This is a genomic window from Rhodanobacter sp. OR92 (genome assembly GCF_000427545.1).
In the GTDB taxonomy this organism is placed as follows: Bacteria; Pseudomonadota; Gammaproteobacteria; order Xanthomonadales; family Rhodanobacteraceae; genus Rhodanobacter; species Rhodanobacter denitrificans.
Window position 1 is genome coordinate 83,973 of record NZ_KE386556.1, and the last position, 22,240, is coordinate 106,212.

The following is a 22,240-nucleotide window of genomic DNA, read 5'->3' on the forward strand; positions in this document are numbered from 1 at the left end:
CTCCCTCAACCCGCACAGCAGGAAAGTTGCTTGACGTCCTTGCTGAAGGTCTGCGCGGCCAGCTTCAACCCCTCGACCATGGTCAGGTACGGAAACAGCTGGTCGGCCAGTTCGGCAGCGGTCATCCCGGCGCGTAGCGCGATGGCCGCGGTCTGGATCAGCTCGCCGGCCCCGTCGGCCACCGCCTGCACGCCGATCAGCCGGCCGCTGGCCGCCTCCACCACCAGCTTGATGAAGCCGCGCGTGTCGAAGTTGGCGAGCGCGCGCGGCACGTTGTCCAGGGTGAGCGTGCGGCTGTCGGTCTCGATACCCTTCAGATGCGCCTCGGCCTCGCTCAGCCCCACCGTGGCGATCTGCGGTTCGGTGAACACCACCGCTGGCATGGCCGACAGATCGAGCTGGGCGTCGCCGCCGGTCATGTTGATCGCGGCGCGGGTGCCGCCGGCGGCGGCGACATAGACGAACTGCGGCTGGTCGGTGCAGTCGCCGGCGGCGTAGATGTGCGCCACCGAAGTGCGCAGTTGCGCATCGACTTCGATGGCACCGCCCTTGCCCGTGCGCACGCCGGCTTGGGCCAACTCCAGCGTGTCGCCGTTGGGCGTGCGGCCGGTGGCTACCAGCAGCGCATCGCCGCGCAGCTGGCCGGCGCTGGTGTCGAGGATGAACTCGCCGTTTTCATGGCGCACCGCGCGGGTCTGGGTCTGACGCAGCACGCGGATACCCTCGTCAGCAAAGATCCGGCCGATCGCCTCGCCGACGGCCGGGTCCTCGCGGAAGAACAGCTCGCTGCGGGCGATCACCGTCACGTCACTGCCCAGCCGCGCATAAGCCTGGCCCAGCTCCGCGGCGACCACCGCCGAACCGAGTACCAGCAGGCGCCTGGGAATGTGATCGGCGGCCAACGCGTCGGTAGAGGTCCAGTACGGCGTACCGGCCAGGCCCGGGATCGGCGGCACGGCCGGCCGCGCGCCGACGGCGATCAGGCAACGGTCGAACGCCAGCGTGCGCTCGCCGCCTTCGGCCAGGCGCACGCCCAACGTGTGGCCGTCGACGAAGCGCGCTTCGCCGCGCAACAGCGTGATGTCCGGATTGCCATCGAGGATGCGCTCGTACTTGGCATGGCGCAGTTCCTCCACCCGCGCCTGCTGCTGGGCCAGCAGCGCGTCGCGCCGGATCGCCGGCGCCCCGGCGTCGATGCCGCCATCGAACGGGCTGTGCCGGCGGGTATGGGCGACGTGGGCGGCGCGGATCATGATCTTGGAAGGCACGCAACCGATGTTGACGCAGGTGCCGCCGACGGTACCGCGCTCGATCACGGTGACCCGCGCACCGCGCTCGGCGGCCCGGAGCGCCGCAGCCATTGCTGCGCCGCCGGTGCCGATCACCGCCACACGCAAACGGGCGTCATGGCCGGCCACGGGCCCGCCATGCCTTGCCGCGTGATCCGCGGCCGGCGGCCGCGCCAGCGCTCGTACGCGATAGGGCGGCGGCAGTGCGGCATTGAGCGCGGCGACGGACAGCGCCGCACCGGCCACCACCTGGGCGGTAGCCGTCGGATAGTCCACGCTGGCGCTGGTCACGCCATCCACGCTGGACAACGCCTCCTGCACGTGGCGAGCGCACGCCTGGCAGGTCATGCCACTGACCTCGAGCGCCTGTTTGTTCAAATCGTATGTTTCAGTCATGCAAATTCAGCCCTGGTGAGTCGCTCCCGTACTTGGGAGCCACACATGGAAATCAGCACTTGCCGGCCAGGGGTACCACGCAAACTCTTCCTGGCCGCAAGAGGGGGACGAAGATCGATACGCGAACCATCAGCGCCAGCCCCGGATACAGCAACCAGCCGGAGCGGTAGCCCGATGCCCGCATCAGCAATATGGCAACCGGCACGGCGACCGGACCCAGCAGGCACACCGCGGTGCGCCGACACTGGCGATGGCTGAGCCAGCCGAGCGTCGGCTATCAGCGCGATGCCGGCGAACAGCGGTAGCAGGATGCGCACGAACAGCCCCTTGTGCGGACTCAGCGAACCGAGTCCCACCGCCACCCCCAAGCTTGCCAATACCGGGAAAGCAGCTCACGCAGGATGCCGCCAAAACGACGCTGCCGCCCAGGCCAGCCTTGTCGGCCACGCGCACGCCAAGGCCATCAGCGCACCTGCGTCGATGGGTAGCCGGCATCCGTGGTCGCCTTGGTCAAATCGGCGAGGCTGGTCTTGGCATCGTCATAGGTGACGATGGCCTGGCGCTGTTCGAGAAGGATCTGGGTCTTTTCGACACCGGGCACCTTGGACAGCGCCTTCTTGACTGTGACCGGACAGGCGGAGCACGTCATGCCCGGCACCGACAGGGTGGCGGTCTGCGTGGCCGCCCATGCAGGCGCACTGAAGGCCGCGGCAAGGGCGATGAGCATAGAAAGTATTTTCATGAAATGTCTCCTTCAATAGAACAGTGGCAGAACATAGGGAAACGCCAGCGCGACCAGCACCAGCGCGACGACGACCCAGAAGACGATCTTGTAGGTTGCCCGTACTTGCGGGATGGCACACACCTCGCCCGGCCGGCAGGCAGCGGCGGGACGAAAGATGCGGCGGTAAGCGAAGAACAGCAGCACTATGGCTGCCGCGATGAAGATCGGCCGATATGGTTCCAAGATCGTCAGATTGCCGATCCATGCTCCCGAAAAGCCCAGCATGACCAGCACTAACGGACCAAGGCAGCAAGTGGACGCAAGAATTGCCGCGAGGCCGCCGATGGCCAAAGCGCCCTTGCCGTGGGTGGGTTCAGACATGTGTATGTTCCTTCCAAATTTGTCGTCGCGGCAGTAATGTATTTCCGTAGTCAAGTACGGAGTCAAGTCCATGAATTCGGCACAAGACAACCTGTCCATCGGCACCTTCGCCAAGGCATCAGGAGTTGGTGTCGAGACGATCCGCTTCTACCAGCGCAGAGGGCTGTTACCCGAACCAGAACGCCCTCTTGGCGGTATTCGTCGCTATAGCCATGCGGACGTGGCCCGGGTGAAGTTCGTCAAATCGGCGCAGCGACTGGGTTTTAGCCTCGACGAAGTCGCGCAACTGCTCACGTTGGAGGACGGCACTCATTGCAGCGAGGCGGCGGAATTCGCCGCGCGGCACCTGGCCGATGTACGCGCGCGCCTGAAAGACCTCAAGCGCATGGAGACCGCCCTGTCCCGACTGGTGACTCAGTGTGGTTCGCATCGCGGCGCGATCAGCTGCCCCCTTATTGCCTCGTTGCACGGCGGTTGACGTCAATGTTTCTCCACTGCCTCCGTCCATGCCACTGACGAATGGTTCCGACCATGCCATGCCACTCGCTTGGAACCTATCCGCAAGCGGCGCAGCGCGAAAACACCCGGCGCAGCTACGCATCGGCTGTGCATCAACACCGGCGCGTGGTTGCTAGGTGCAGATGCAAGATCTGTCCTTGACCAGCCCGGTAACGAGCGGTCCATCACCACCATCACCATCACCAGCATCCTGGAGCCGCAGGTCGATCCGGCCGGCACTCTTCGACTGGCAGCCGAGATGGACCGCGCAGACCCTGTGCGCGCCTTGACGCTGCTGCAGGAGTTTCACAAGGGGTTCTTGGGGTGCCGCTAAGGGAAGGTCAGGTGGGGCAACCGACCGCGCGCTGTGAGGAAGCACGAACGACTTGCCCGAACTGCACCACGATGGACGATGGTTCGAGTCCGCTGTTAACCCCCGAATAAGGGTGGGCGGCGGGTATGTTCCGTCTTGAGCGCAAGTCAGACAGCCGCCCGCGGACCTCGGCTACCTAGATGGGTGGCTACGTAAAGTGCTGCAGCAACTGCTACACCAACTGTTACAATCGACCAATCCGCGTCGGCGGGAAGCCGCAGAAACACTAGGTTCTCGGTTCGACTGGTGGCTATGCTACCCCTCCGCCCATAGCCACCAAGAACCGGGCGTGTGCCTTTCCGTCGGTCCCTCTCGTCACGACACGCGGGCGTCCGCCATGCATATCTTCAAGGTATTCCAGATCGAGGCGGCGCATCGGCTGCCGAACGTGCCGGCCGGGCACAAGTGCGCGCGGCTGCACGGGCATTCGTTCCGCATCGAGATCCATCTGGCGGGTGAACCGGACCCGCAACTGGGCTGGGTGATGGACTTTGCCGACGTGAAGGCGGCCTTCGCGCCGCTGTTCGACCAGCTCGACCACCACTACCTCAACGAGATCGAAGGGCTGGAGAACCCGACCAGCGAGATGCTGGCGCGCTGGATCTGGCAACGATTGCAGCCGCGCCTTTCGGGGCTGGACAAGGTGGTGGTGCACGAAACCTGCACCTCCGGGGCGAGTTGTAGTCGTGACAGCTTTTGACGCGTCGCAATGTTTCATGGTTCCGTCATAAATTGGCGTTTTCAAATGAATATTTGCTGACATCGCGAACGATCCACAAAAAATATATTGCAATGCACAAAAACCGCTGCTAGAGTGCCTGCCACTACCCCATCCTCCACGAGGACTACGCCATGACGCAGCAGCTCAACAACCAGCTTTTCGCCTACACCAAGCAGTTCACCGACAGCGCGTTCAAGGCGCAGTCGCTGGCCCTGAAGGGTCTGGAGACAGTCGCCGAGTTGCAGCTCAAGGCCCTCGAGGAGCAGGCCAAGGCTTCCGCGGAATTCGTCGCCGAGGCGCTGGAGGCCCGCGACATCAACGGCCTGCGCAGCCTGTGGGAGAAGGGTGCCAGCCTGAGCCGTGACAACGCCGAGCGCGCGGTGGCGGTTTCGCAGGAAGTGCTCGCGGTCACCCAGAAGACCGCCGAGTCGCTGAATGCGCTCGTGCAGGAGCAGCGCCAGGCCGCCAACGATGCCGTTGCCGCGCCGGTCGCCGCCGCCAAGAAGGCTGCCGCCAAGTAATCCCGCAGCACCGTCGCGCCTCCATGCGATGAAACAGGGCCGAACCTCGAGTTCGGCCCTGTTTGTGTGTGCCGTCGGCCAATGCATGGCGGTGAGTCGGGTGGGACGATTGGGTCACGGAATCCGGCGGCCGGACGCGATGCCGCAGGCTGTATGGCTTGTCGCTGCAATTGCCGCGCTGATATACTTTTACGGATTGGATCGTGGCCCGCAGCTGTATCGGTGCCGCCTGGTGCAGGCCGCGCGGAGACGCTACGTGCTCAACAGTTTAGCCTCGGGTCGACGCCTCGCCTTGCGCATCATCCTGCTGCAGCTTGCTGTGGCGTTGCTGGCTGGCCTGGTTTTCCTGGCGCTGGGTCATCGCGAAGCGACGGCGGCAGCGGCAGGCGCGACGACGGTGGCGCTGGGTACCGCGTTGATGTCGGCGCGATTCTTCAGCGGCGTCGGCGGTGCGGGCGTGGCGTTGAGCCGCCTGCTGACAGGCATGTTCCTGAAATGGATCGTGATCGTTGGGGGGCTGGTCGTGATCCTGTTCCAATTCAAGTTGCCACCGCCGGCCGCCATCACGGGGTTGGCGGCGGCTTACGCGGTTTATCTGCTGGCGTTCAGATTCAAGGGTTGATCCATGGCAAGCGAGCCGCAGGGCGGTCTTACCGAATACATCCAGCACCATTTGAAGCATCTGACCCCGCACACCAGCGAGGGCGGCTTCTGGGCGGTGCACATCGACTCGGTCACCGTGTCGCTGGTGTTGGGCGTGCTGTTCTGCCTGTGGTTCTGGCTGAAGGCGCGCAGGGCCACCGCCGGCGTGCCGGGCAAGGGCCAGGCCTTCGTGGAGATCGTGCTGGAGTTCGTCGACGGCCAGGTCAAGGACGTGTTCCATGGCGACCGCCGCATCCTCGGGCCGCTGGCGCTGACCGTGTTCATCTGGGTGTTCCTGATGAACGCGATGGACCTGCTGCCGGTGGACCTGCTGCCGTGGATCACCGAGAAGTTCGGCATCGGCCATTTCCGCGCCGTGCCCACCGCCGACATCAACATGACCTTCGCGATGTCGCTGACGGTGTTCGTGCTGATCATCTTCTACAGCTTCAAGGCCAAGGGCGCCGGCGGCTACATGCACGAGCTGTTCACCGCGCCGTTCGGTAAGCACCCGGCGCTGTGGATCCCGAATTTCGCGCTGAACCTGGTCGAGCTGGCGTCCAAGCCGGTGAGCCTGGCGATGCGACTGTTCGGCAACATGTACGCCGGCGAGCTGGTGTTCATGCTGATCGCCGGCCTGTTCAGTGCCGGTGCCGGCCTGGCTGGCTGGGCGTTGTACGGCGCGGGCATCATCGGCTACACGGTGTGGGGCATCTTCCACATCCTGATCATCTCGATCCAGGCATTCATCTTCATGGTGCTGACGATCGTGTACATCTCGATGGCACACGATCACCACTGATCCGCGTACCTCGAACCCTTCGCTTCATCCGTTTTGACTTCAGTTCGTATTTCTCAGGAGATCACCGTGGAACATCTCGTTCAGTTTGCACAAATCCAGGGCTTCACCGCCATCGCGCTCGGCCTGATCATCGGTTTTGGTGCACTCGGCGCCTGTATCGGTATCGGCATCATGGGTTCGAAGTTCCTCGAGGCCGCTGCCCGTCAGCCGGAGCTGGTGCCGCTGCTGCAGGGCCGCATGTTCCTGCTGGCTGGCCTGATCGACGCCGCGTTCCTGATCGGCGTGGCGCTGGCGATGTACTTCGCAGTGGCCAACCCGCTGTTGGGCAAGATCCTGTCGGCTGCCGGCGCGGGCCAGTAAGCACATCCTCCGGTGGCGCCGTTGCGGCGCCACCGCGTATCCGATCCGGGCGCCGCGTGATGCCCGGGTCTGTTCCACTCCGTATCTACAGGTAACGCAGCGATGGATTTCAACGCGACCTTGATTGGCGAAATGATTTCGTTCGCCATCCTGATCTGGTTCAGCGTCCACTTCATCTGGCCGCACATCAACAAGGCCATCGAAGATCGCCAGGTCAAGATCGCCGAAGGCCTGAATGCGGCCGAGCGCGCCCACGCAGAGCTGAAGAGCGCGGACGTGAAGGTGGCTGGCGAGATCAAGCAGGCCCGCCAGCAGGCCTCCGAGATCATCGACAAGGCCCAGCAGCAGGCCAACCAGATCATCGAGAAGGCCCGTGGCGAAGCGGTCAGCGAGATCAACCGGCTGAAGGCGGCGGCGCAGGACGACATCGCCTCGATGGCGCAGCGTGCCCGCGACCAGTTGCGCGAGCAGGTCGGCGCGCTGGCCGTGCAGGGCGCCAGCAAGATCGTGCAGCGCGAGGTCGACGCCTCGACGCACAAGGCCTTGCTCGACCAGCTCGCGGCCGAGATCTGATCCATGGCCCAGGCAATTACCCTCGCTCGCCCCTACGCCCGCGCCGCTTTCGAAGTGGCGCATACGGCCGGCACGCTGGACGCCTGGTCGCAGGCGCTGGCGTTCGCCGCCGCGGTGGCGAAGGACCCGCGCGTGGCCGACCTCGCCAACGATCCGCGGGTGCTGCCGGCACAGCTGGTGGCGCTGCATCTGCCCGCGGGCACGGCCGCCGACAGCCCGTTCGGGCACTTCCTCGGCGAGATGGCAGAGCAGCGTCGGCTGGTCCTGCTGCCGGAAGTGGCCGAATTGTTCGAGGCGTTCAAGCGCGAGTCCGAGTCGCAGCTGCTGGTCAAGGTGACCAGCGCGATGGCGCTGGACGCCGCGCAGGCCGAGCAGCTCAAGGCATCGCTGAAGCGCCGCTTCAAGCGCGAGATCGAACTGGAAACCCGGGTCGATGCCTCGCTGCTGGCCGGCGTGGTGATCGATACCGGCGAACAGGTGATCGACGGCTCCGCCCGCGGACGTCTGGCGCAGATGGCCAGCGCCCTTTCGCACTGATCCAAAGAATCAAAACCTATCGGGTGCCGCTGACGCGGCGCGAATCCCAGGAAAACTTGCCATGTCCAGCACCACTTTGAATCCGTCCGAGATCAGCGAACTGATCAAGAGCCGCATCGAGCAGTTCAAGCTCGGCGCGGAAGCGCGCAACGAGGGCACGATCATCAGCGTGTCCGACGGCATCGTGCGCATCCACGGCCTGGCCGATGTGATGCAGGGCGAAATGATCGAGCTGCCGGGCAACGCGTATGCGCTGGCGCTGAACCTCGAGCGCGACTCGGTCGGCGCGGTGGTGCTCGGTGAATACCAGCACCTGCGCGAAGGCGACACCGCCAAGACCACCGGTCGCATCCTCGAAGTGCCGGTCGGCCCCGAGCTGCTCGGCCGCGTCGTCGATGCGCTGGGCAATCCGATCGACGGCAAGGGCCCGCTCAACGCCAAGCTCAACGCGCCGATCGAGAAGGTCGCGCCGGGCGTGATCTGGCGCAAGTCGGTCGACCAGCCGTTGCAGACCGGTTACAAGTCGGTCGATGCGATGATCCCGGTCGGCCGCGGCCAGCGCGAGCTGATCATCGGCGACCGCCAGACCGGCAAGACCGCGCTGGCGATCGACGCCATCATCGCGCAGAAGGATTCCGGCATTAAGTGCATCTACGTCGCGATCGGCCAGAAGCGTTCATCGATCGCCAACGTGGTGCGCAAGCTCGACGAGAACGGCGCGCTGGCCAACACCATCATCGTGGTCGCCTCGGCGTCCGAGTCGGCCGCGCTGCAGTACGTCGCGCCGTACTCCGGCTGCGCGATGGGCGAGTACTTCCGCGACCGCGGCCAGGACGCGCTGATCGTGTACGACGACCTGTCCAAGCAGGCCGTGGCCTACCGCCAGATCTCGCTGCTGCTGAAGCGCCCGCCGGGCCGCGAGGCGTATCCAGGCGACGTGTTCTACCTCCACTCGCGCCTGCTCGAGCGCGCCTCGCGCGTGTCCGAGGAGTACGTCGAGAAGTTCACCAACGGTGAAGTGAAGGGCAAGACCGGTTCGCTGACCGCGTTGCCGATCATCGAGACCCAGGGCGGCGACGTTTCGGCGTTCGTGCCGACCAACGTGATCTCGATCACCGACGGCCAGATCTTCCTGGAAACCGACCTGTTCAACGCCGGCATCCGCCCGGCCGTGAACGCCGGCATCTCGGTGTCCCGCGTCGGTGGCGCCGCGCAGACGAAGATCGTGAAGAAGCTGTCCGGCGGCGTGAAGCTGGCCCTGGCGCAGTTCCGCGAGCTGGCCGCGTTCGCGCAGTTCGCCTCGGACCTGGACCCGGCCACCCGCGCCCAGCTGGACCGCGGCCAGCGCGTCACCGAGCTGATGAAGCAGAAGCAGTATTCGCCGCTGTCGATCGCCGAGCTGGCGCTGTCGGTGTACGCCGCCGAGCAGGGCTACCTGGACGACCTGCCGGTGAATCAGGTGCTGGCGTTCGAGAAGGGCCTGCACGCGTTCATGCATCAGAACCACGCCGACCTGATGAAGACCATCGTGGCCACCGGCAACTGGGACAAGGACATCGAGGCGGTCTTCAAGGCCTCGCTGGACGAGTACAAGAAGACCGGCAGCTGGTAATACGGGTAGTGGCGAATCGGAAGGGAGGCGGTCTTCTCCCCTCCCACCAGCGAGCATAACGAGCGGATAGAGCATGGCCAGCGGACGCGAAATCAAAACCAAGATCAAGAGCACGCAGAACATGCGCAAGGTGACGCGCGCGCTCGAGATGGTCTCGGCCTCGAAGATCCGCAAGGCGCAGGATCTGATGAAGGCCTCGCGCCCGTATGCGCGCTCGATGCGCAAGGTGATCGCGCACGTGGCGCAGGCCAGCACCGATTTCAGCCATCCGTTCCTGGTCCAGCGCGACAACGTGGCGCGGGTCGGCTACATCGTGGTGTCGACCGACCGCGGGCTGTGCGGCGGCCTGAACTCCAACCTGTTCCGTCGCCTGCTGCCGGCGATTGCCGAATGGCAGCAGCAGGGCGTGCAGGTCGATGTGGTGGCGATCGGGCAGAAAGCGGTAGCGTTCTTCCGCCGCCTCAAGGGCGTCAACCTGGTCGGCAGTGTCAGCCACCTCGGCGAGAAGCCGAAGCTCGAACAGCTGGTCGGTGTGATCAAGGTGATGATGGACGCCTACCAGGCCAACGGCCTGGATCGCGTGTTCCTCGCCTACAACGACTTCGTCAACACCATGACGCAGAAGCCGACCATCGATGCGCTGCTGCCGTTGCCGCTGGTGGCCGCGGAGATGGAAGAACACCAGGCAGCGGGCGAGTCGGCCTATGCCGGCGTCAAGCTGGAGTCCAGTCACGACTGGGACTACCTCTACGAGCCGGATGCGCAGACCGTGCTGGAGCACGTGCTGACCCGCTACATCGAGTCGGTGGTGTACCAGGCAGCGCTGGAGAACCTGGCCAGCGAGCACGCCGCGCGCATGGTCGCGATGAAGAGCGCGTCGGACAACGCGAACAAGGTGATCGGCGAACTGACCCTGGTCTACAACAAGGCCCGCCAGGCCGCGATCACCCAGGAAATCAGCGAGATCGTCGGCGGCGCAGCGGCGGTGTAAGTGGGTATGAATGCGATCGTCCCTGATCGCAGAGCAAGATCAAAAGGCGGCCATCCATGGCCGCACTCCTAGTAAGAGCGACGTTTCATTGGCGCTTTGTACAAATCGAAATCTTAAAGAGATTCATCCGGAGCTATCAGCATGAGCCAGGGCAAAGTTGTTCAGATCATCGGCGCGGTCATCGACGTGGAGTTCCCGCGTGACCAGGTGCCGCAGGTGTATGACGCGCTGAAGATCGACGGCACCGAGATCACGCTGGAAGTGCAGCAGGTGCTGGGCGACGGCATCGTGCGCACCATCGCGCTCGGTTCGACCGAGGGCCTGAAGCGCGGCCTCGCGGCGCGCAATACCGGCGAAGGCATCAAGGTGCCGGTCGGCAAGCAGACGCTCGGCCGCATCATGGACGTGCTCGGCAACCCGATCGACGAGGCTGGTCCGATCGGCGAGCAGGACCGCTGGGTGATCCACCGCGAGGCGCCGAGCTACGCCGACCAGGCCGCCGCGAACGACCTGCTGGAAACCGGCATCAAGGTGATCGACCTGGTCTGCCCGTTCGCCAAGGGCGGCAAGGTCGGCCTGTTCGGCGGCGCCGGCGTGGGCAAGACCGTCAACATGATGGAGCTGATCAACAACATCGCCAAGGCGCACGCGGGCCTGTCCGTGTTCGCCGGCGTGGGCGAGCGTACCCGCGAGGGCAACGACTTCTACCACGAGATGAAGGATTCCAACGTGCTCGACAAGGTGGCCATGGTGTACGGCCAGATGAACGAGCCGCCGGGCAACCGCCTGCGCGTGGCGCTGACCGGCCTGACCATGGCCGAGTACTTCCGCGACGAGAAGGACGAGCACGGCAAGGGCAAGGACGTACTGCTGTTCGTGGACAACATCTACCGCTACACGCTGGCCGGTACCGAAGTGTCCGCGCTGCTCGGCCGCATGCCGTCGGCGGTGGGCTACCAGCCGACCCTGGCCGAGGAAATGGGCGTGCTGCAGGAGCGCATCACCTCGACCAAGACCGGTTCGATCACCTCGATCCAGGCCGTGTACGTGCCCGCGGACGACCTGACCGATCCGTCGCCGGCCACCACCTTCGCCCATCTGGACGCGACCGTGGTGCTCTCGCGCAACATCGCAAGCCTGGGCATCTACCCGGCGGTGGATCCGCTCGATTCCACCAGCCGCCAGCTCGATCCGAACGTGATCGGCCAGGAGCACTACGACGTCGCCCGCAAGGTGCAGGGCACGCTGCAGCGCTACAAGGAGCTGAAGGACATCATCGCGATCCTCGGCATGGACGAGCTGAGCGAAGAGGACAAGCAGGCCGTGGCGCGCGCGCGCAAGTGCGAGCGCTTCTTCTCGCAGCCGTTCCACGTGGCCGAGGTGTTCACCGGCTCGCCGGGCAAGTACGTGTCGCTGAAGGAAACCATCCGCGGCTTCAAGATGATCGTCGACGGCGACGTCGACCATCTGCCGGAGCAGGCGTTCTACATGGTCGGCGGCATCGACGAGGCGATCAAGAAGGCGGAAGAGATGGGCGCCAAGAAGGCCGCCTGATCCCGCGGGCGGACCGCGTGCCCGCCCGTCGCCTTAAGCATTTGGAACCTGAGTCATGACCCAAACCATTCGCGTCGACATCGTCAGTGCCGAAGCCGAGATCTTCTCCGGCGACGCGACGATGGTCGTTGCCACCGGCGAAATCGGCGAGCTCGGTATCACGCCGCGCCACGCGCCGCTGATCACCCGCCTCAAGCCGGGCCACGTCGACGTGCTGCTGGCCGGCGGCGAGCGCCAGCAGTTCTGGATTTCCGGCGGCATGCTGGAAGTGCAGCCGCAGGTGGTCACCGTGCTGGCCGACACCGCCGCGCGTGCCGCCGACCTCGACGAGGCCTCCGCGCAGCGCGCCAAGAAGGAAGCCGAGGACGCGCTGGCCAACCGCACCGATGCGATGGAAATTGCCGAGGCCCAGGTCAAGCTGGCCCAGGCGATTACCCAGCTGCAGGCGCTGGAGCGCCTGCGCAAGAGCCTCAAGCACTGAGGTTGGTGCGCTCGTCCGTGAGCGCAAAGCAAAAGTCAAAAGGCGGCCATCCATGGCCGCACCCGTGGATGAAGCGGTTGCTTCGATGGATCTCCACGGAAAAGAGCGCCGGCCTTGTGCCGGCGTTTTCGTGTCGGCACGATGCAGCTTTGGCAATGCAGGGAAGATTGCGATGGCAGGAGCGATTCCCACCTTCCGTTTATGCGGCTGCATGCTGTCGTTGCTGCTGGCCGGCTGCGCCACGTCGCCACATCAGTCACTACCGCCAGCCAGCGGTGATGCGTCATGGCGAGTGGTCGTGCCGCCCGATACGGTGCGCTACCAGTTGGCGCTGGGCGAGGTGTCCAGCGGCGCCACCCCATTCAAGCGCGTGACGCCGGTATATCCACCGAGTGTGTTGGCCCATTGCCCTCCTCCTCAGGAAGTGCCGGCGTTGCTGGTCGTCGACGAACAGGGCAAGGTCGACGAGGTGCGCGTGACGGGCGAGGCACAGGCGGATGCGAGCCGGCACGCATTCGTCGACGCGGTGCGCGTGGCCGCGCTGCAATGGCAGTTCAACCCGCTGACGATCAATCGCTGGGCTGCCGACGTCGACGGCAACAGCCATGTGGTCGACAGCGAGGCGAAGCCGTTCAGTCTGGCCTATGTGTTCCGTTTCGCCTGTCACGCCGGCAAGTCCACGGTTTCGTCCGCGGCAGCGCAGCGTTGACTCACACCTGCCCGCGTCAAGGCCGAATCGGCTGCTATGCTTTTTTGATCGAAACCTGTCAGGGCCGACACCGATGAACCACGCTTCCCTCCACGTCGTCATCCTCGCCGCCGGCGCCGGCACGCGGATGAAATCCAGCCGCCCGAAAGTGCTGATGCCGCTGGCGGGGCGACCGCTGTTGGCGCACGTGATCGACACCGCGCGGGCGCTGCAGCCGGCGGCCATCCATGTCGTCTATGGCCACGGCGGCGACCAGGTACGGGCCGCGTTCGCCGACCAGACCGATCTGCGCTGGGTGCTGCAGGCCGAGCGACTGGGCACCGGCCATGCGGTGGAGCAGGCGCTGGGCGAGATCCCCGATGGCGCGCGCGTGCTGGTGTTGTACGGCGACGTGCCGCTGACCCGGGCCGACACCCTGCGACAGCTGGCGGCAGCGGAGGGAGGCTTCAGCCTGCTCACCATGCGCCTGGCCGATCCGTGCGGCTACGGCCGCGTGCTGTGCGACGGCAACGGCCACGTGCGGGCGGTGATCGAGGAGAAGGACGCCGACCAGGAGCAGCGTGCCGTCAACCTGGTCAACACCGGCATCCTCGTCGCCTCTGCCGCCGCGCTGCGCGTCTGGATCGCCGGGCTCGACCGCGACAATGCGCAGGGCGAGTACTACCTCACCGACATCTTCGCGATGGCGAGCGAGGAGAAGCGCCCCGCGCTCGGCGTGGAGTGCGCCGATCCGGTGGAGGCCTCGGGTGCGAACGATGCGCTGCAGCTCGCCGGGCTGGAAGCCGAGTACCGCCAGCGTGCGGCGCGTGCACTGATGCGAAATGGCGTGCGCCTGGCCGATCCTCTGCGCGTCGACGTGCGCGGCACGGTCGCCAGCGGCCGCGATGTCGAGCTGGATGTCGACGTGATCCTGGAAGGCCGCGTGGTGCTCGGCGACGACGTGCGCATCGGTGCGTTCACCCGGCTGAAGGACGTGCAGCTGGCCGCCGGCACGATGGTGCAGCCGCATTGCGACCTGGACGGCGTGGTCACCCACGGTCCGTGCGCGATCGGCCCGTTCGCGCGACTGCGCCCCGGCACCGAACTCGAGGCCGGCGTGCACGTCGGCAACTTCGTGGAAACCAAGAAGACGCATCTCGGCGAAGGCAGCAAGGCGAACCACCTGAGCTACCTCGGCGACACCGTGGTGGGCCGCGGCGTCAACATCGGCGCCGGCACCATCACCTGCAACTACGACGGCGTGAACAAGTTCGCCACGCAGATCGGCGACGGCGCCTTCATCGGTTCCAACAGTGCGCTGGTCGCGCCGGTGACGATCGGCGCCCAGGCCACCATCGGCGCCGGCTCGGTGATCACCCGCGATGCGCCCGCGGGCGAACTCACCGTGGCGCGCGGCAAGCAGCAGACGTTTCCCGGCTGGAAGCGGCCGGTGAAGCAGGAGTGAGCGAAGGGGAGTGGGGCGCGATAAAAGCCGAAGCGCGCTCCGCCGTTGCCTTCGCTCACTCCCCGCTCCAGGCGTAACGCCAGCCGTCGATTTCCACCAGCAACTCGCGGCGGCAGATGTCGCCGTGCAGCAGCAGCAGCGGTACGCCGGGCAGGCGGTGTTGCAGGAAGTCGCGCGCGCGTGCAGCGTCCGCCGCGTGGCGCACGTAGACCTTCAGCGGCGAGCGAGGGTCGAAGCCGGCGGCCATACCGGCGCTGGCCAGCAGCGTCTCGAGGTTGAGCAGGGTTTCCTCCAGCTGGGCATCGAGGTCGTCCTGGTGCGCCGAGGCGTGGCCGACCACCGCGGCGGTGCCGGAGATGGCCAGTACGTCCTGCGCCGGCAACGCCATCGCGCGGGCGAAGCTGGGCGGCGTGCGTCCGTACTGGCGCGGGTAGCGCCAAGCGCTGACCTGGCGCGGGTTTTCCACCCGCAGGCCGGCCTGGTCGCCAGCCAGCAGATAAACCTGCAGGCGGTGCTCGTCGCCGTGGTGGCCGATCGCGGTGGCCGCGGGGAAGCCTTCGGCGAAGAAGTCGCCCATGCCGGCGGCGCGGCCGTCGCAGAAATGCTTGTAGCGCTCGGCGTCGCCATCGCCATGGTTGATCGCGCCGAGGTAGTTCCACACGCGCAGCACGTGCTGCGCCGCGCGGGTGGCGACGAAGCGGTGCAGCCGCTCGTACGCCAGCCGGGCGGTGGCGGTCGGCCCGCCGTGTTCGCGTTCGTCCAGCTCGAGCGCCACGAACAGCCAGCCGCCTCCGGCCGACCAGTGCAAGGCACCGTCGCTGCCGCAGCTGACCGGTGCATCGACCCGCCACAGCTCCAGCGGCGCGCCCGCATCGAAGGGTTCCAGCGCCACCTGCAGGTAGCGCGGGTCGGCACTGGCCGGCGTGCCGGCACCGAAGCCGAACAGCGCCAGCGTGCCGGGTTCGGCGAGCAGCGCGGCTGCTTCGCCGGTGCGATAGCACACCTGCGGCGCGCGGCGCGGCAGCGGGTCCATCTGGGGGTTTTCGCAGCCCTGCATCATGGCGTACAACCGGGAACGACAAGGGCGCTATGTTACACTCCGCGATCACTGCCACCGGGGGGAGGCAATGCATTCAGCGTACGGAACCGAGCATGGCGGAACAGACATCGGCGCAGCACGAATTGGCCACCCTGGTCGTGGAATGCCTGAACCTCGAGCACGTCACCCCCGGGCAGATCGATCCCGACGCACCGCTGTTCGGTGGCGAGTTGGGGCTGGATTCGATCGACGCGCTGGAAATCGCCCTGGCCGTGTCCAGGCGCTACGGCTTCCAGCTGCGCTCGGACAACCCGGACAACCGGCAGATCTTCACCAGCCTGCGCACGCTGTCCGCGCACGTCGAGCAGAACCGCGCCGGCTGAGGCCGGCGATGCGTTCCGAGCCCGTCCACGCCGCTTCCTTCATGCTGCGTTGCTTCGCCCGTGGCAGGCTCGCGGTTCCGGTGGAGCCGATGCGGAACCCGGCATGACGTCCTCTCCTCTTTCGCCCGAACACGCCACGCGGCGCTATGGCCTGCTGCTGTTGCCGGCCTACCCGCTGCTGGCGATCGTCGGCGCCGTGACGCAGCGGCAGGTGTTCGCGCTGCTGGCGCTGGCCCTGCTGCTGACCGTGCTGATGCTGCCGCAGCTGCTGGCGCGCCGCGGCACGTCGTGGCTGCTGTGGTCGGGCGTGCTGTTCGGCCTGCTGCTGAGCTGGCGCTGCGGCTTCGCCGGCGCGCTGCTGGAGGCGGTGCCGGTGCTGATCAACGCGCTGCTGGCGGCCTGGTTCGGCCGCACGCTGGGCACACCCGAGCCGCTGGTGGAGCGTTTCATCGTTGCCATCGAGGGCGCCGAGCGGCTGCGCCAGCCGGGCGTGGCCGCCTACGCGCGCCAGGTCACCTGGTTCTGGACCGTGCTGCTGGGCGGCCAGGCGCTGCTGCTGGCCGTCCTGCTGCTGTGCGCCGACCATGATGGGTTGCTGGCGCGCGCCGGCATCGCCGCACCGCTGGTCGTGCCCGCACGCTGGGCCGCGGTGTGGCTGCATCTGGGTGGCTATCTGCTGCTGGGGGTGGCGTTTCTGGCGGAGTACGGCTGCCGCCGCTGGCGGCTGCGCCATCTGCCGCACCCCGGCCTGCACGACATGCTGCTGCAACTGGCGCTGCATTGGCCGCAACTGCTGCGCGGCAAGCGCGTGGTGGCGCCATGAGCGCCGGCTTCGAACAGGCGCTGCGCGTCGACGCGGGGCATCCCGCGTTGCCCGGCCATTTTCCCGGCGCGCCGCTGGTGCCCGGGGTGGTGTTGCTGGAGCAGGTGGCGCTGGCCCTGCGCGCCTGGCGCGGTCAGCGGCTGGGCCGCGTGCTGGAAGCGAAATTCGCCGCGCCGCTGTTGCCGGGCGAGACGGCGCAGCTGCAGCTGGCGGCGACGGACGCGTCACGCATCCGTTTCGAGATACGGCGTGACGGCATGCTGCTGGCACGCGGCCTGGTCGAGGGAGCGACATGAACATGCATGGACACTGGCAGAGCCGGCCCGAGGGCGGTGGGCGTTTCGCGCTGTGGCTGATCCGCACCATCGCGCTGCATGGCGGGCGCCGTGTGGGCCGGCTGTGCCTGTACCCGATCACGCTGTACTTCTTCCTGCGCCGCGGGCCGGAACGGCGGGCCTCGCGGCAGTACCTGCGGCGGGCGTTCGGCCGGCCGGCGACGGCGTGGCAGGTGCTGAAACACATCCACTGCTTCGCCGCCACCATCCTCGACCGGATCTTCCTGCTGGCGCATGGCGAGCGGCCGTTCCAGATCGAGACCGAGGGCCTGGACCTGCTCGATGAGCGCATCGCGCAGGGCCGCGGCGTCCTCTTGCTCGGCTCGCACCAGGGCAGCTTCGAGGCGCTGCGCGCGATCGGCGCGCGCCGTCCGCAGATGGCGCTGCGGGTGGTGCTGGACAAGCAGAAGACGCCGGCGATGACCGAGCTGCTCGAAGCACTGGCACCGGACGTGGGCGCCTGCGTGATCGATGCGGCGCAGGATGGCACCACGATCGCGCTGGCGATGGCCGAGGCCTGCGCTGACGGCGCGGTGGTGGCGATGCTGGCCGACCGCGGTCGCGGCCACGAGGTGCTGCGGCGTACCGGCCTGCTCGGTGCCCCGGCGCCGTTCCCGGTCAGTCCGTGGCTACTGGCGCATACGCTGCGGGTGCCGGTGGTGCTGTGTTTCGGTCTGTACCTGGGCGGCAACCGCTACCGGCTGGTGTTCGAGCCGTTCAGCGACCGGGTGGAGATTCCGCGGCATGATCGTGGCCCGGTGCTGGACGTGCTGATTGCCCGCTATGCGCAACGACTGGAACACTACATCCACGTCGCCCCCTACAACTGGTTCAACTTCTATGATTTCTGGCAAGAGGCGCCCGCTGCGAGCGAGCCTGCTGCTGAGCCTGCTGCTGCCGTGGGCGAGCGCGTCGGCGTCTGAGCCGGCCCCGGCGGCGTCGGCGGCGGCGCTGGTGGCCGCGCTGGGCCAGCCGGCGCCCGCGCATACTGCCTTCGCCGAGGCGCGCTTCCTGCAGGTGCTGGATCGGCCGCTGGTGGTCTCCGGCGAGCTGTCGTGGCTGGGCGGCGACCGGCTGCAGCGGCGCGTCGAACAGCCGCAAAAGGAAACCGCCACCATCGCCGACGGCGAGGTGACCCAGCAGCGCGACGGCAGGAGTCCGCGGCACTTCTCGCTGAAGCGCGCGCCGCAGCTGCAGGTGTTGCTGGACAGTTTCGTGGCGCTGCTCAGCGGCGACGCCGCGCGATTGCAGCAGGCGTTCGAGATCCGCCAGCACGGTGACACCGGCGGCGCGTGGACGCTGACCCTGGTGCCGCGCGACGCCCGCGTGGCGAAGACCGTCGCCAGCATCCGCATCGACGGTTACGCGAACGCCTCGCGCTGCATGCACATGCAGGAAGCCGATGGTGACCTCGCGGTCGACCTGCTCGGCCCGCTCGCCGCGCAGATGCCGGCTGCGCCCACCCGCGAGGCGCTCGAGGCGCTGTGCCGGAGCGCACCCTGAACATGCGCGCCCGCGCGACGCTGCTGCTGGCCTGGTTGCTGGCCCTGGCCGGGCTCGGCTGGATGGTCAGCCAGCGGCTGCACGTCAGCACCGACCTGCGCAGCTTCATGCCCGCGCCGACCACGCCGGACCAGCGCCTGCTGATGGAACAGGTCGGCGAAGGGCCGGGGTCGCGCCTGCTGCTGCTCTCCATCCGCGGCCAGTCCGACACGCAACTGGCCGCGCTGAGCCAGGGCCTCGCCGCGGCGCTGAAGAACGACCGACGCTACAGCCAGGTGCTCAACGGCAGTTTCGACCTCGGCGCGCTGGACGGCCGCCTGCTGCCGTACCGCTACCTGCTGTCGCCCGCGCTGGACACGCAGCCGCTGGACGAGGCGTACCTCGCCGACCAGCTGCAGCAACGACTGGATGACCTGTCCTCGCCGGCGGCCAGTCTGCTGAAAGGCCTGCTGCCGCGCGACCCCACGCTGGAGGTGCTGAAGCTGGCCGAGCTGTGGGCGCCGGCGAAGTCGCCGGAACTGCGCGAGGGCGTGTGGTTCTCGCCGCAGGGCGAGGCGTTGCTGCTGGTGCAGACGGTCGCCGCCGGTTTCGATCCGGGTGCGCAGCAGCAGGCGATCGACGGCATCCGCCACGCCTTCGCCGCGCTGCCCGGCAGCGCCGGCGCGAAGCTCGAGTTGAGCGGCCCGGGCTATTTCAGCGTGGTGGTCGGCGCGCAGACGCGGCACCAGGCCGACTGGATCGGGCGCATCTCCACCGTGGGCTTCGTCGCGCTGCTGCTGCTGGCGTACCGCAGCGTCGGTTCGCTGCTGCTGTCGGCGCTGCCGATCGCCAGCGCCGCGCTGGCCGGCATCGCCGCGTTGACGCTCGCGTTTCCTGCGGTGCACGGGATCACCCTCGCGTTCGGCTTCACCCTGCTCGGCGTGGCGCAGGAATACCCGATCCGCGTGCTCAGCCACCGTCGTGCCGGCGAGGACGCACTGGCCAGCGTGCGTGCGCTATGGCCGCTGCTGCTGACCGCGATCGCCTCGGCCTGCATCGCCTACCTGGCGTTCTACGCGTCGGGCGTGAACGGGCTGAAGCAGCTGGCGGTGTTCACCATCGTCGGCCTGCTGGTGGCCGGCTTCAGCACGCGCTACCTGCTGCCGCAGCTGCTGCCACGGCGCGTGCGCGACGTGGCCGGCATGCGCTGGCTGATGAGGGCGCGCAGCTTCGTCGACCGGCTGCCGCGGCCGCGCTGGATTCCCGGCGTGGTCGCCGTGGCGATCGTGGCGATGCTGGCGCTGGCGCGCGGCCCGTTCTGGCAGGACAACCTCGCCGCGCTGACCCCGCTGCCGGCGGACCTGCTGCAGCACGACGCGCGCCTGCGCGAGGCGCTCGGCGCGCCCGACGTGCGCTACCTGCTGGTGCTCGAGGCGCCGACCGAACAGGGCGTGCTGGCGTTGTCGGAGCAACTGCAGCCGCGCGTCGATGCGCTGCTGGCACGACACGCGGTCGATGCGCTGGAGCTGCCGTCGCGTTACCTGCCCAGCGTGGCCGTGCAGCGCGCGCGGCAGGCGAAGCTGCCCGATCGCGGCACCCTGCAGCACGCACTGGACGAGGCGTCGCGGGGCCTGCCGTTCCGCGCCGACCTGTTCCGGCCGTTCGTCGACGACGTGCAGGCCGCGCGCACGCTGCCGCCACTGACGCCGCAGCGCTACGCGCAGACCCCGCTGGGTCAGCGCCTCGCCGCGATGCTGGTGGAGCGCGACGGCCACTGGCTGGGCCTGGGCACGGTCAGCGGCGTGCACGACGTGGCCGCGTTGCAGGCGCTTGGTACGAACACGAACGGCACCGTGCGTCTGCTGGATCTGAAAGCGGCTTCCGAGTCGCTGGTGGTCGACTACCGCACGCGCATCCTGCAGGCCTTGCTGGCCGCTGCGGTTTTGCTGGTGTTGACCATCACCTTCGCGCTGCGCAGCGTGCGCCGCGCCTGGCACGTGCTGGCGCCGATGACCCTGGCGACGTTCCTGGTGCTGGCGGTGGAACGCGTGGCCGGCATCGAGATCTCGCTGTTCCACCTGGTCGCGCTGATCCTCGCCGGCGGGCTGGGCCTGCACTACGCGCTGTTCTTCGAGCGCGACACCGGCGATCCGGCCGAGCAGCGGCGCACGCTGCACGCCACCCTGGTCTGTGTGCTGTCCGCGCTCTTGGTGTTCGGCATGCTGGCGTGGGCGACGATCCCCGTGCTGCGCGCGATCGGGCTCACCGTGAGCCTGGGCGTGGCGTTCCATTTCTGCCTGTCGATCCTGATGGCGCCGCATGTTGCCGAAGACTGACTGGGCCCAGCTGATCCCCCATGCGGGCACGATGTGCCTGCTCGACGCGGTGCTCGCGTGGGACGAGCGCACGATCCACGCGGTCAGCGCGGGCCATGCGCGCACCGACAACCCGCTGCGCGGCGAACACGGCCTGCATGCGGTGCATCTGGCCGAGTACGGCGCGCAGGCGATGGCCGTGCATGGCGCGCTGCTGGCGCGTGCGCGCGGCAGCGAGACGGTGCGCCCCGGCAGGCTGGTCAGCCTGCGCGACGTGCAGCTGTTCGAGGAATACGTCGATCGGCTTGACGGCCATCTGGACGTCCACGCCGAGTGTCTTTACGCCGACGACGGCGGCGCGCAGTATGCGTTCCGCGTCGAGCATCGCGGCCGCCTGCTGGCCAGCGGGCGCGCCGCGGTGATCCATCCTTCCCGCTGATCCGCCTGCGAGGCCTGCCATGTCCGAAGCCCATCCCGCACGCCGCGCCCTGGTCACCGGCGGCAGCGGCGAGCTCGGCGGCGCGATCTGCCACGCGCTCGCCGCGGCCGGCTGGCACGTGATCGTGCATGGCCACCACAGCCTGACCCGGGCCGAGGAAACCGCCGTGGCGATCGTCGCCGACGGCGGCAGCGCGCAGGCGCTGGCGTTCGACGTCACCGATGCGGAGGTGACCCGCGCGGCGCTGGACGCGCTGCTGGCCGAAGGGCCGATCCACGCGCTGGTCAACAACGCCGGCATCCACGACGACGCGCCGATGGCCGGCATGAGTGACGAGCAGTGGCACCGGGTGATCGACGTCTCGCTGCACGGCTTCTTCCACGTCACCCGGCCGCTGCTGCTGCCGATGGCGCGCGCGCGCTTCGGCCGCATCGTCTCGATCGGCTCGGCGGCGGCACAGCTGGGCAATCGCGGCCAGACCAACTACGCCGCGGCGAAGGCGGCGCTGGTGGGCGCCAGCAAGTCGCTGGCGCGCGAGATGGCCTCGCGCGGGATCACCGTCAACGTGGTCGCGCCCGGCGTGATCGAGGGGCGCATGGTCGAGGCGGCGTTCCCGCCCGAACGTATCCGCGAGCTGGTGCCCGCGCAGCGCGCCGGCCGGCCGGAGGAAGTGGCCGCGCTGGTGGCGTTCCTGTGCTCCGACGCGGCCGGCTACGTCAACGGCCAGCTGATCGGCGTCAACGGCGGCATGGGCTGAGCGACGGCGAACCGGCATACTGCACGGACGGAGCCAGGGGGTTCCATCACGGAGGATGT

General features: G+C 67.6%; 27 protein-coding genes. 23 read left to right on the forward strand and 4 right to left on the reverse strand.

Annotated elements, in window-relative coordinates:
• Nucleotides 1–5: 5 nt before the first annotated feature.
• From merA to merT, 3 genes are all read right to left on the reverse strand, one after another.
• Nucleotides 6–1,685 (reverse strand): mercury(II) reductase, encoded by a 1,680-nt coding sequence (gene merA / locus RHOOR92_RS0112140; RefSeq protein WP_051281213.1) that lies wholly within the window; start codon nt 1,683–1,685, stop codon nt 6–8.
• A 463-nt stretch (nt 1,686–2,148) separates the two neighbouring features.
• A complete protein-coding gene (gene merP / locus RHOOR92_RS0112145; protein WP_027484050.1) occupies nt 2,149–2,427 on the reverse strand; it encodes a mercury resistance system periplasmic binding protein MerP in 279 nt (92 codons plus the stop codon).
• Nucleotides 2,428–2,439: 12 nt separating this feature from the next.
• Complete coding sequence (merT, locus tag RHOOR92_RS0112150) at nt 2,440–2,790, reverse strand: mercuric ion transporter MerT (RefSeq protein ID WP_007512424.1); 351 nt, start codon at nt 2,788–2,790, stop codon at nt 2,440–2,442.
• 70 nt (nt 2,791–2,860) lie between these two features.
• Between merT and merR the strand changes: the two genes are divergently transcribed.
• From merR to glmU, 15 genes are all read left to right on the forward strand, one after another.
• Nucleotides 2,861–3,268 (forward strand): Hg(II)-responsive transcriptional regulator, encoded by a 408-nt coding sequence (merR, locus tag RHOOR92_RS19360; RefSeq protein ID WP_007512423.1) that lies wholly within the window; start codon nt 2,861–2,863, stop codon nt 3,266–3,268.
• A 69-nt stretch (nt 3,269–3,337) separates the two neighbouring features.
• Nucleotides 3,338–3,622, forward strand: a complete 285-nt coding sequence (locus RHOOR92_RS0112160) for a hypothetical protein (RefSeq protein WP_155950246.1) — start codon at nt 3,338–3,340, stop codon at nt 3,620–3,622.
• A gap of 376 nt (nt 3,623–3,998) precedes the next feature.
• Entirely contained in the window at nt 3,999–4,361 is a 363-nt protein-coding gene (queD, locus tag RHOOR92_RS0112165; protein ID WP_007512421.1) for a 6-carboxytetrahydropterin synthase QueD, read from the forward strand.
• Between the two features lie 152 nt (nt 4,362–4,513).
• Nucleotides 4,514–4,903, forward strand: a complete 390-nt coding sequence (locus tag RHOOR92_RS0112170; protein ID WP_027490334.1) for a phasin family protein — start codon at nt 4,514–4,516, stop codon at nt 4,901–4,903.
• A 292-nt stretch (nt 4,904–5,195) separates the two neighbouring features.
• On the forward strand, nt 5,196–5,525 hold the full coding sequence (locus tag RHOOR92_RS0112175; protein ID WP_231378386.1) for a hypothetical protein: 330 nt from the start codon (nt 5,196–5,198) through the stop codon (nt 5,523–5,525).
• A gap of 3 nt (nt 5,526–5,528) precedes the next feature.
• Nucleotides 5,529–6,347, forward strand: coding sequence for a F0F1 ATP synthase subunit A (atpB, locus tag RHOOR92_RS0112180; protein WP_027490336.1), 819 nt, complete (start codon nt 5,529–5,531; stop codon nt 6,345–6,347).
• Between the two features lie 66 nt (nt 6,348–6,413).
• The gene (atpE, locus tag RHOOR92_RS0112185; protein ID WP_007512411.1) at nt 6,414–6,707 is read left to right on the forward strand and encodes a F0F1 ATP synthase subunit C; all 294 of its coding nucleotides are present in this window, start codon (nt 6,414–6,416) and stop codon (nt 6,705–6,707) included.
• 102 nt (nt 6,708–6,809) lie between these two features.
• The gene (locus RHOOR92_RS0112190) at nt 6,810–7,280 is read left to right on the forward strand and encodes a F0F1 ATP synthase subunit B (RefSeq protein ID WP_027490337.1); all 471 of its coding nucleotides are present in this window, start codon (nt 6,810–6,812) and stop codon (nt 7,278–7,280) included.
• A 3-nt stretch (nt 7,281–7,283) separates the two neighbouring features.
• Nucleotides 7,284–7,817, forward strand: a complete 534-nt coding sequence (locus tag RHOOR92_RS0112195) for a F0F1 ATP synthase subunit delta (RefSeq protein WP_027490338.1) — start codon at nt 7,284–7,286, stop codon at nt 7,815–7,817.
• A gap of 61 nt (nt 7,818–7,878) precedes the next feature.
• Nucleotides 7,879–9,429 carry a F0F1 ATP synthase subunit alpha gene (gene atpA / locus RHOOR92_RS0112200; protein WP_027484058.1) on the forward strand — a complete coding sequence of 517 codons (1,551 nt, stop codon included), beginning with the start codon at nt 7,879–7,881 and terminating at the stop codon, nt 9,427–9,429.
• Nucleotides 9,430–9,502: 73 nt separating this feature from the next.
• Entirely contained in the window at nt 9,503–10,420 is a 918-nt protein-coding gene (gene atpG / locus RHOOR92_RS0112205; RefSeq protein ID WP_027490339.1) for a F0F1 ATP synthase subunit gamma, read from the forward strand.
• Between the two features lie 141 nt (nt 10,421–10,561).
• On the forward strand, nt 10,562–11,974 hold the full coding sequence (gene atpD / locus RHOOR92_RS0112210; protein WP_007512397.1) for a F0F1 ATP synthase subunit beta: 1,413 nt from the start codon (nt 10,562–10,564) through the stop codon (nt 11,972–11,974).
• Nucleotides 11,975–12,029: 55 nt separating this feature from the next.
• A complete protein-coding gene (locus tag RHOOR92_RS0112215; RefSeq protein WP_015449082.1) occupies nt 12,030–12,455 on the forward strand; it encodes a F0F1 ATP synthase subunit epsilon in 426 nt (141 codons plus the stop codon).
• Between the two features lie 52 nt (nt 12,456–12,507).
• Nucleotides 12,508–13,164 carry a hypothetical protein gene (locus RHOOR92_RS0112220; RefSeq protein WP_231378387.1) on the forward strand — a complete coding sequence of 219 codons (657 nt, stop codon included), beginning with the start codon at nt 12,508–12,510 and terminating at the stop codon, nt 13,162–13,164.
• Nucleotides 13,165–13,237: 73 nt separating this feature from the next.
• Nucleotides 13,238–14,608 (forward strand): bifunctional UDP-N-acetylglucosamine diphosphorylase/glucosamine-1-phosphate N-acetyltransferase GlmU, encoded by a 1,371-nt coding sequence (gene glmU, locus RHOOR92_RS0112225; RefSeq protein ID WP_027490341.1) that lies wholly within the window; start codon nt 13,238–13,240, stop codon nt 14,606–14,608.
• A gap of 55 nt (nt 14,609–14,663) precedes the next feature.
• Here the strand turns inward: glmU and RHOOR92_RS0112230 are convergent, their stop codons facing one another.
• On the reverse strand, nt 14,664–15,668 hold the full coding sequence (locus RHOOR92_RS0112230) for a pteridine-dependent deoxygenase (protein ID WP_027490342.1): 1,005 nt from the start codon (nt 15,666–15,668) through the stop codon (nt 14,664–14,666).
• A gap of 92 nt (nt 15,669–15,760) precedes the next feature.
• Between RHOOR92_RS0112230 and RHOOR92_RS0112235 the strand changes: the two genes are divergently transcribed.
• The 8 genes from RHOOR92_RS0112235 to fabG all read left to right on the forward strand — a co-directional run bounded on the left by RHOOR92_RS0112235 (nt 15,761) and on the right by fabG (nt 22,181).
• The gene (locus tag RHOOR92_RS0112235) at nt 15,761–16,030 is read left to right on the forward strand and encodes a phosphopantetheine-binding protein (RefSeq protein WP_015449078.1); all 270 of its coding nucleotides are present in this window, start codon (nt 15,761–15,763) and stop codon (nt 16,028–16,030) included.
• A gap of 103 nt (nt 16,031–16,133) precedes the next feature.
• Nucleotides 16,134–16,853 (forward strand): hypothetical protein, encoded by a 720-nt coding sequence (locus RHOOR92_RS0112240; RefSeq protein ID WP_027490343.1) that lies wholly within the window; start codon nt 16,134–16,136, stop codon nt 16,851–16,853.
• Nucleotides 16,850–17,149, forward strand: a complete 300-nt coding sequence (locus RHOOR92_RS0112245; protein ID WP_015449077.1) for a hydroxymyristoyl-ACP dehydratase — start codon at nt 16,850–16,852, stop codon at nt 17,147–17,149. The genes RHOOR92_RS0112240 and RHOOR92_RS0112245 overlap by 4 nt, the downstream gene beginning before the upstream one ends.
• Nucleotides 17,146–18,111, forward strand: coding sequence for an acyltransferase (locus RHOOR92_RS0112250; RefSeq protein ID WP_015449076.1), 966 nt, complete (start codon nt 17,146–17,148; stop codon nt 18,109–18,111). Before RHOOR92_RS0112245 ends, RHOOR92_RS0112250 begins: the two co-directional genes overlap by 4 nt.
• Nucleotides 18,029–18,691 (forward strand): LolA-related protein, encoded by a 663-nt coding sequence (locus tag RHOOR92_RS0112255; RefSeq protein ID WP_027490344.1) that lies wholly within the window; start codon nt 18,029–18,031, stop codon nt 18,689–18,691. The genes RHOOR92_RS0112250 and RHOOR92_RS0112255 overlap by 83 nt, the downstream gene beginning before the upstream one ends.
• Before the next feature lie 2 nt (nt 18,692–18,693).
• Nucleotides 18,694–21,006 (forward strand): MMPL family transporter, encoded by a 2,313-nt coding sequence (locus RHOOR92_RS0112260; protein ID WP_196802023.1) that lies wholly within the window; start codon nt 18,694–18,696, stop codon nt 21,004–21,006.
• Complete coding sequence (locus tag RHOOR92_RS0112265; protein ID WP_015449073.1) at nt 20,990–21,424, forward strand: 3-oxoacyl-ACP reductase; 435 nt, start codon at nt 20,990–20,992, stop codon at nt 21,422–21,424. The genes RHOOR92_RS0112260 and RHOOR92_RS0112265 overlap by 17 nt, the downstream gene beginning before the upstream one ends.
• Before the next feature lie 19 nt (nt 21,425–21,443).
• Nucleotides 21,444–22,181, forward strand: coding sequence for a 3-oxoacyl-ACP reductase FabG (gene fabG / locus RHOOR92_RS0112270; protein WP_027490346.1), 738 nt, complete (start codon nt 21,444–21,446; stop codon nt 22,179–22,181).
• Nucleotides 22,182–22,240: the final 59 nt, after the last annotated feature.

What these genes read in the sequence shown, in the direction of transcription:
- merA (WP_051281213.1), bottom strand. Translation starts at nt 1,685, where the DNA reads ATGACTGAAACATACGATTTGAACAAACAGGCGCTCGAGGTCAGTGGC.
- merP (WP_027484050.1), bottom strand. Translation starts at nt 2,427, where the DNA reads ATGAAAATACTTTCTATGCTCATCGCCCTTGCCGCGGCCTTCAGTGCG.
- merT (WP_007512424.1), bottom strand. Translation starts at nt 2,790, where the DNA reads ATGTCTGAACCCACCCACGGCAAGGGCGCTTTGGCCATCGGCGGCCTC.
- merR (WP_007512423.1), top strand. Translation starts at nt 2,861, where the DNA reads ATGAATTCGGCACAAGACAACCTGTCCATCGGCACCTTCGCCAAGGCA.
- queD (WP_007512421.1), top strand. Translation starts at nt 3,999, where the DNA reads ATGCATATCTTCAAGGTATTCCAGATCGAGGCGGCGCATCGGCTGCCG.
- RHOOR92_RS0112170 (WP_027490334.1), top strand. Translation starts at nt 4,514, where the DNA reads ATGACGCAGCAGCTCAACAACCAGCTTTTCGCCTACACCAAGCAGTTC.
- atpB (WP_027490336.1), top strand. Translation starts at nt 5,529, where the DNA reads ATGGCAAGCGAGCCGCAGGGCGGTCTTACCGAATACATCCAGCACCAT.
- RHOOR92_RS0112190 (WP_027490337.1), top strand. Translation starts at nt 6,810, where the DNA reads ATGGATTTCAACGCGACCTTGATTGGCGAAATGATTTCGTTCGCCATC.
- RHOOR92_RS0112195 (WP_027490338.1), top strand. Translation starts at nt 7,284, where the DNA reads ATGGCCCAGGCAATTACCCTCGCTCGCCCCTACGCCCGCGCCGCTTTC.
- atpA (WP_027484058.1), top strand. Translation starts at nt 7,879, where the DNA reads ATGTCCAGCACCACTTTGAATCCGTCCGAGATCAGCGAACTGATCAAG.
- atpG (WP_027490339.1), top strand. Translation starts at nt 9,503, where the DNA reads ATGGCCAGCGGACGCGAAATCAAAACCAAGATCAAGAGCACGCAGAAC.
- atpD (WP_007512397.1), top strand. Translation starts at nt 10,562, where the DNA reads ATGAGCCAGGGCAAAGTTGTTCAGATCATCGGCGCGGTCATCGACGTG.
- RHOOR92_RS0112215 (WP_015449082.1), top strand. Translation starts at nt 12,030, where the DNA reads ATGACCCAAACCATTCGCGTCGACATCGTCAGTGCCGAAGCCGAGATC.
- RHOOR92_RS0112220 (WP_231378387.1), top strand. Translation starts at nt 12,508, where the DNA reads ATGGCCGCACCCGTGGATGAAGCGGTTGCTTCGATGGATCTCCACGGA.
- glmU (WP_027490341.1), top strand. Translation starts at nt 13,238, where the DNA reads ATGAACCACGCTTCCCTCCACGTCGTCATCCTCGCCGCCGGCGCCGGC.
- RHOOR92_RS0112230 (WP_027490342.1), bottom strand. Translation starts at nt 15,668, where the DNA reads ATGATGCAGGGCTGCGAAAACCCCCAGATGGACCCGCTGCCGCGCCGC.
- RHOOR92_RS0112235 (WP_015449078.1), top strand. Translation starts at nt 15,761, where the DNA reads ATGGCGGAACAGACATCGGCGCAGCACGAATTGGCCACCCTGGTCGTG.
- RHOOR92_RS0112240 (WP_027490343.1), top strand. Translation starts at nt 16,134, where the DNA reads ATGACGTCCTCTCCTCTTTCGCCCGAACACGCCACGCGGCGCTATGGC.
- RHOOR92_RS0112245 (WP_015449077.1), top strand. Translation starts at nt 16,850, where the DNA reads ATGAGCGCCGGCTTCGAACAGGCGCTGCGCGTCGACGCGGGGCATCCC.
- RHOOR92_RS0112250 (WP_015449076.1), top strand. Translation starts at nt 17,146, where the DNA reads ATGAACATGCATGGACACTGGCAGAGCCGGCCCGAGGGCGGTGGGCGT.
- RHOOR92_RS0112255 (WP_027490344.1), top strand. Translation starts at nt 18,029, where the DNA reads ATGATTTCTGGCAAGAGGCGCCCGCTGCGAGCGAGCCTGCTGCTGAGC.
- RHOOR92_RS0112260 (WP_196802023.1), top strand. Translation starts at nt 18,694, where the DNA reads ATGCGCGCCCGCGCGACGCTGCTGCTGGCCTGGTTGCTGGCCCTGGCC.
- RHOOR92_RS0112265 (WP_015449073.1), top strand. Translation starts at nt 20,990, where the DNA reads ATGTTGCCGAAGACTGACTGGGCCCAGCTGATCCCCCATGCGGGCACG.
- fabG (WP_027490346.1), top strand. Translation starts at nt 21,444, where the DNA reads ATGTCCGAAGCCCATCCCGCACGCCGCGCCCTGGTCACCGGCGGCAGC.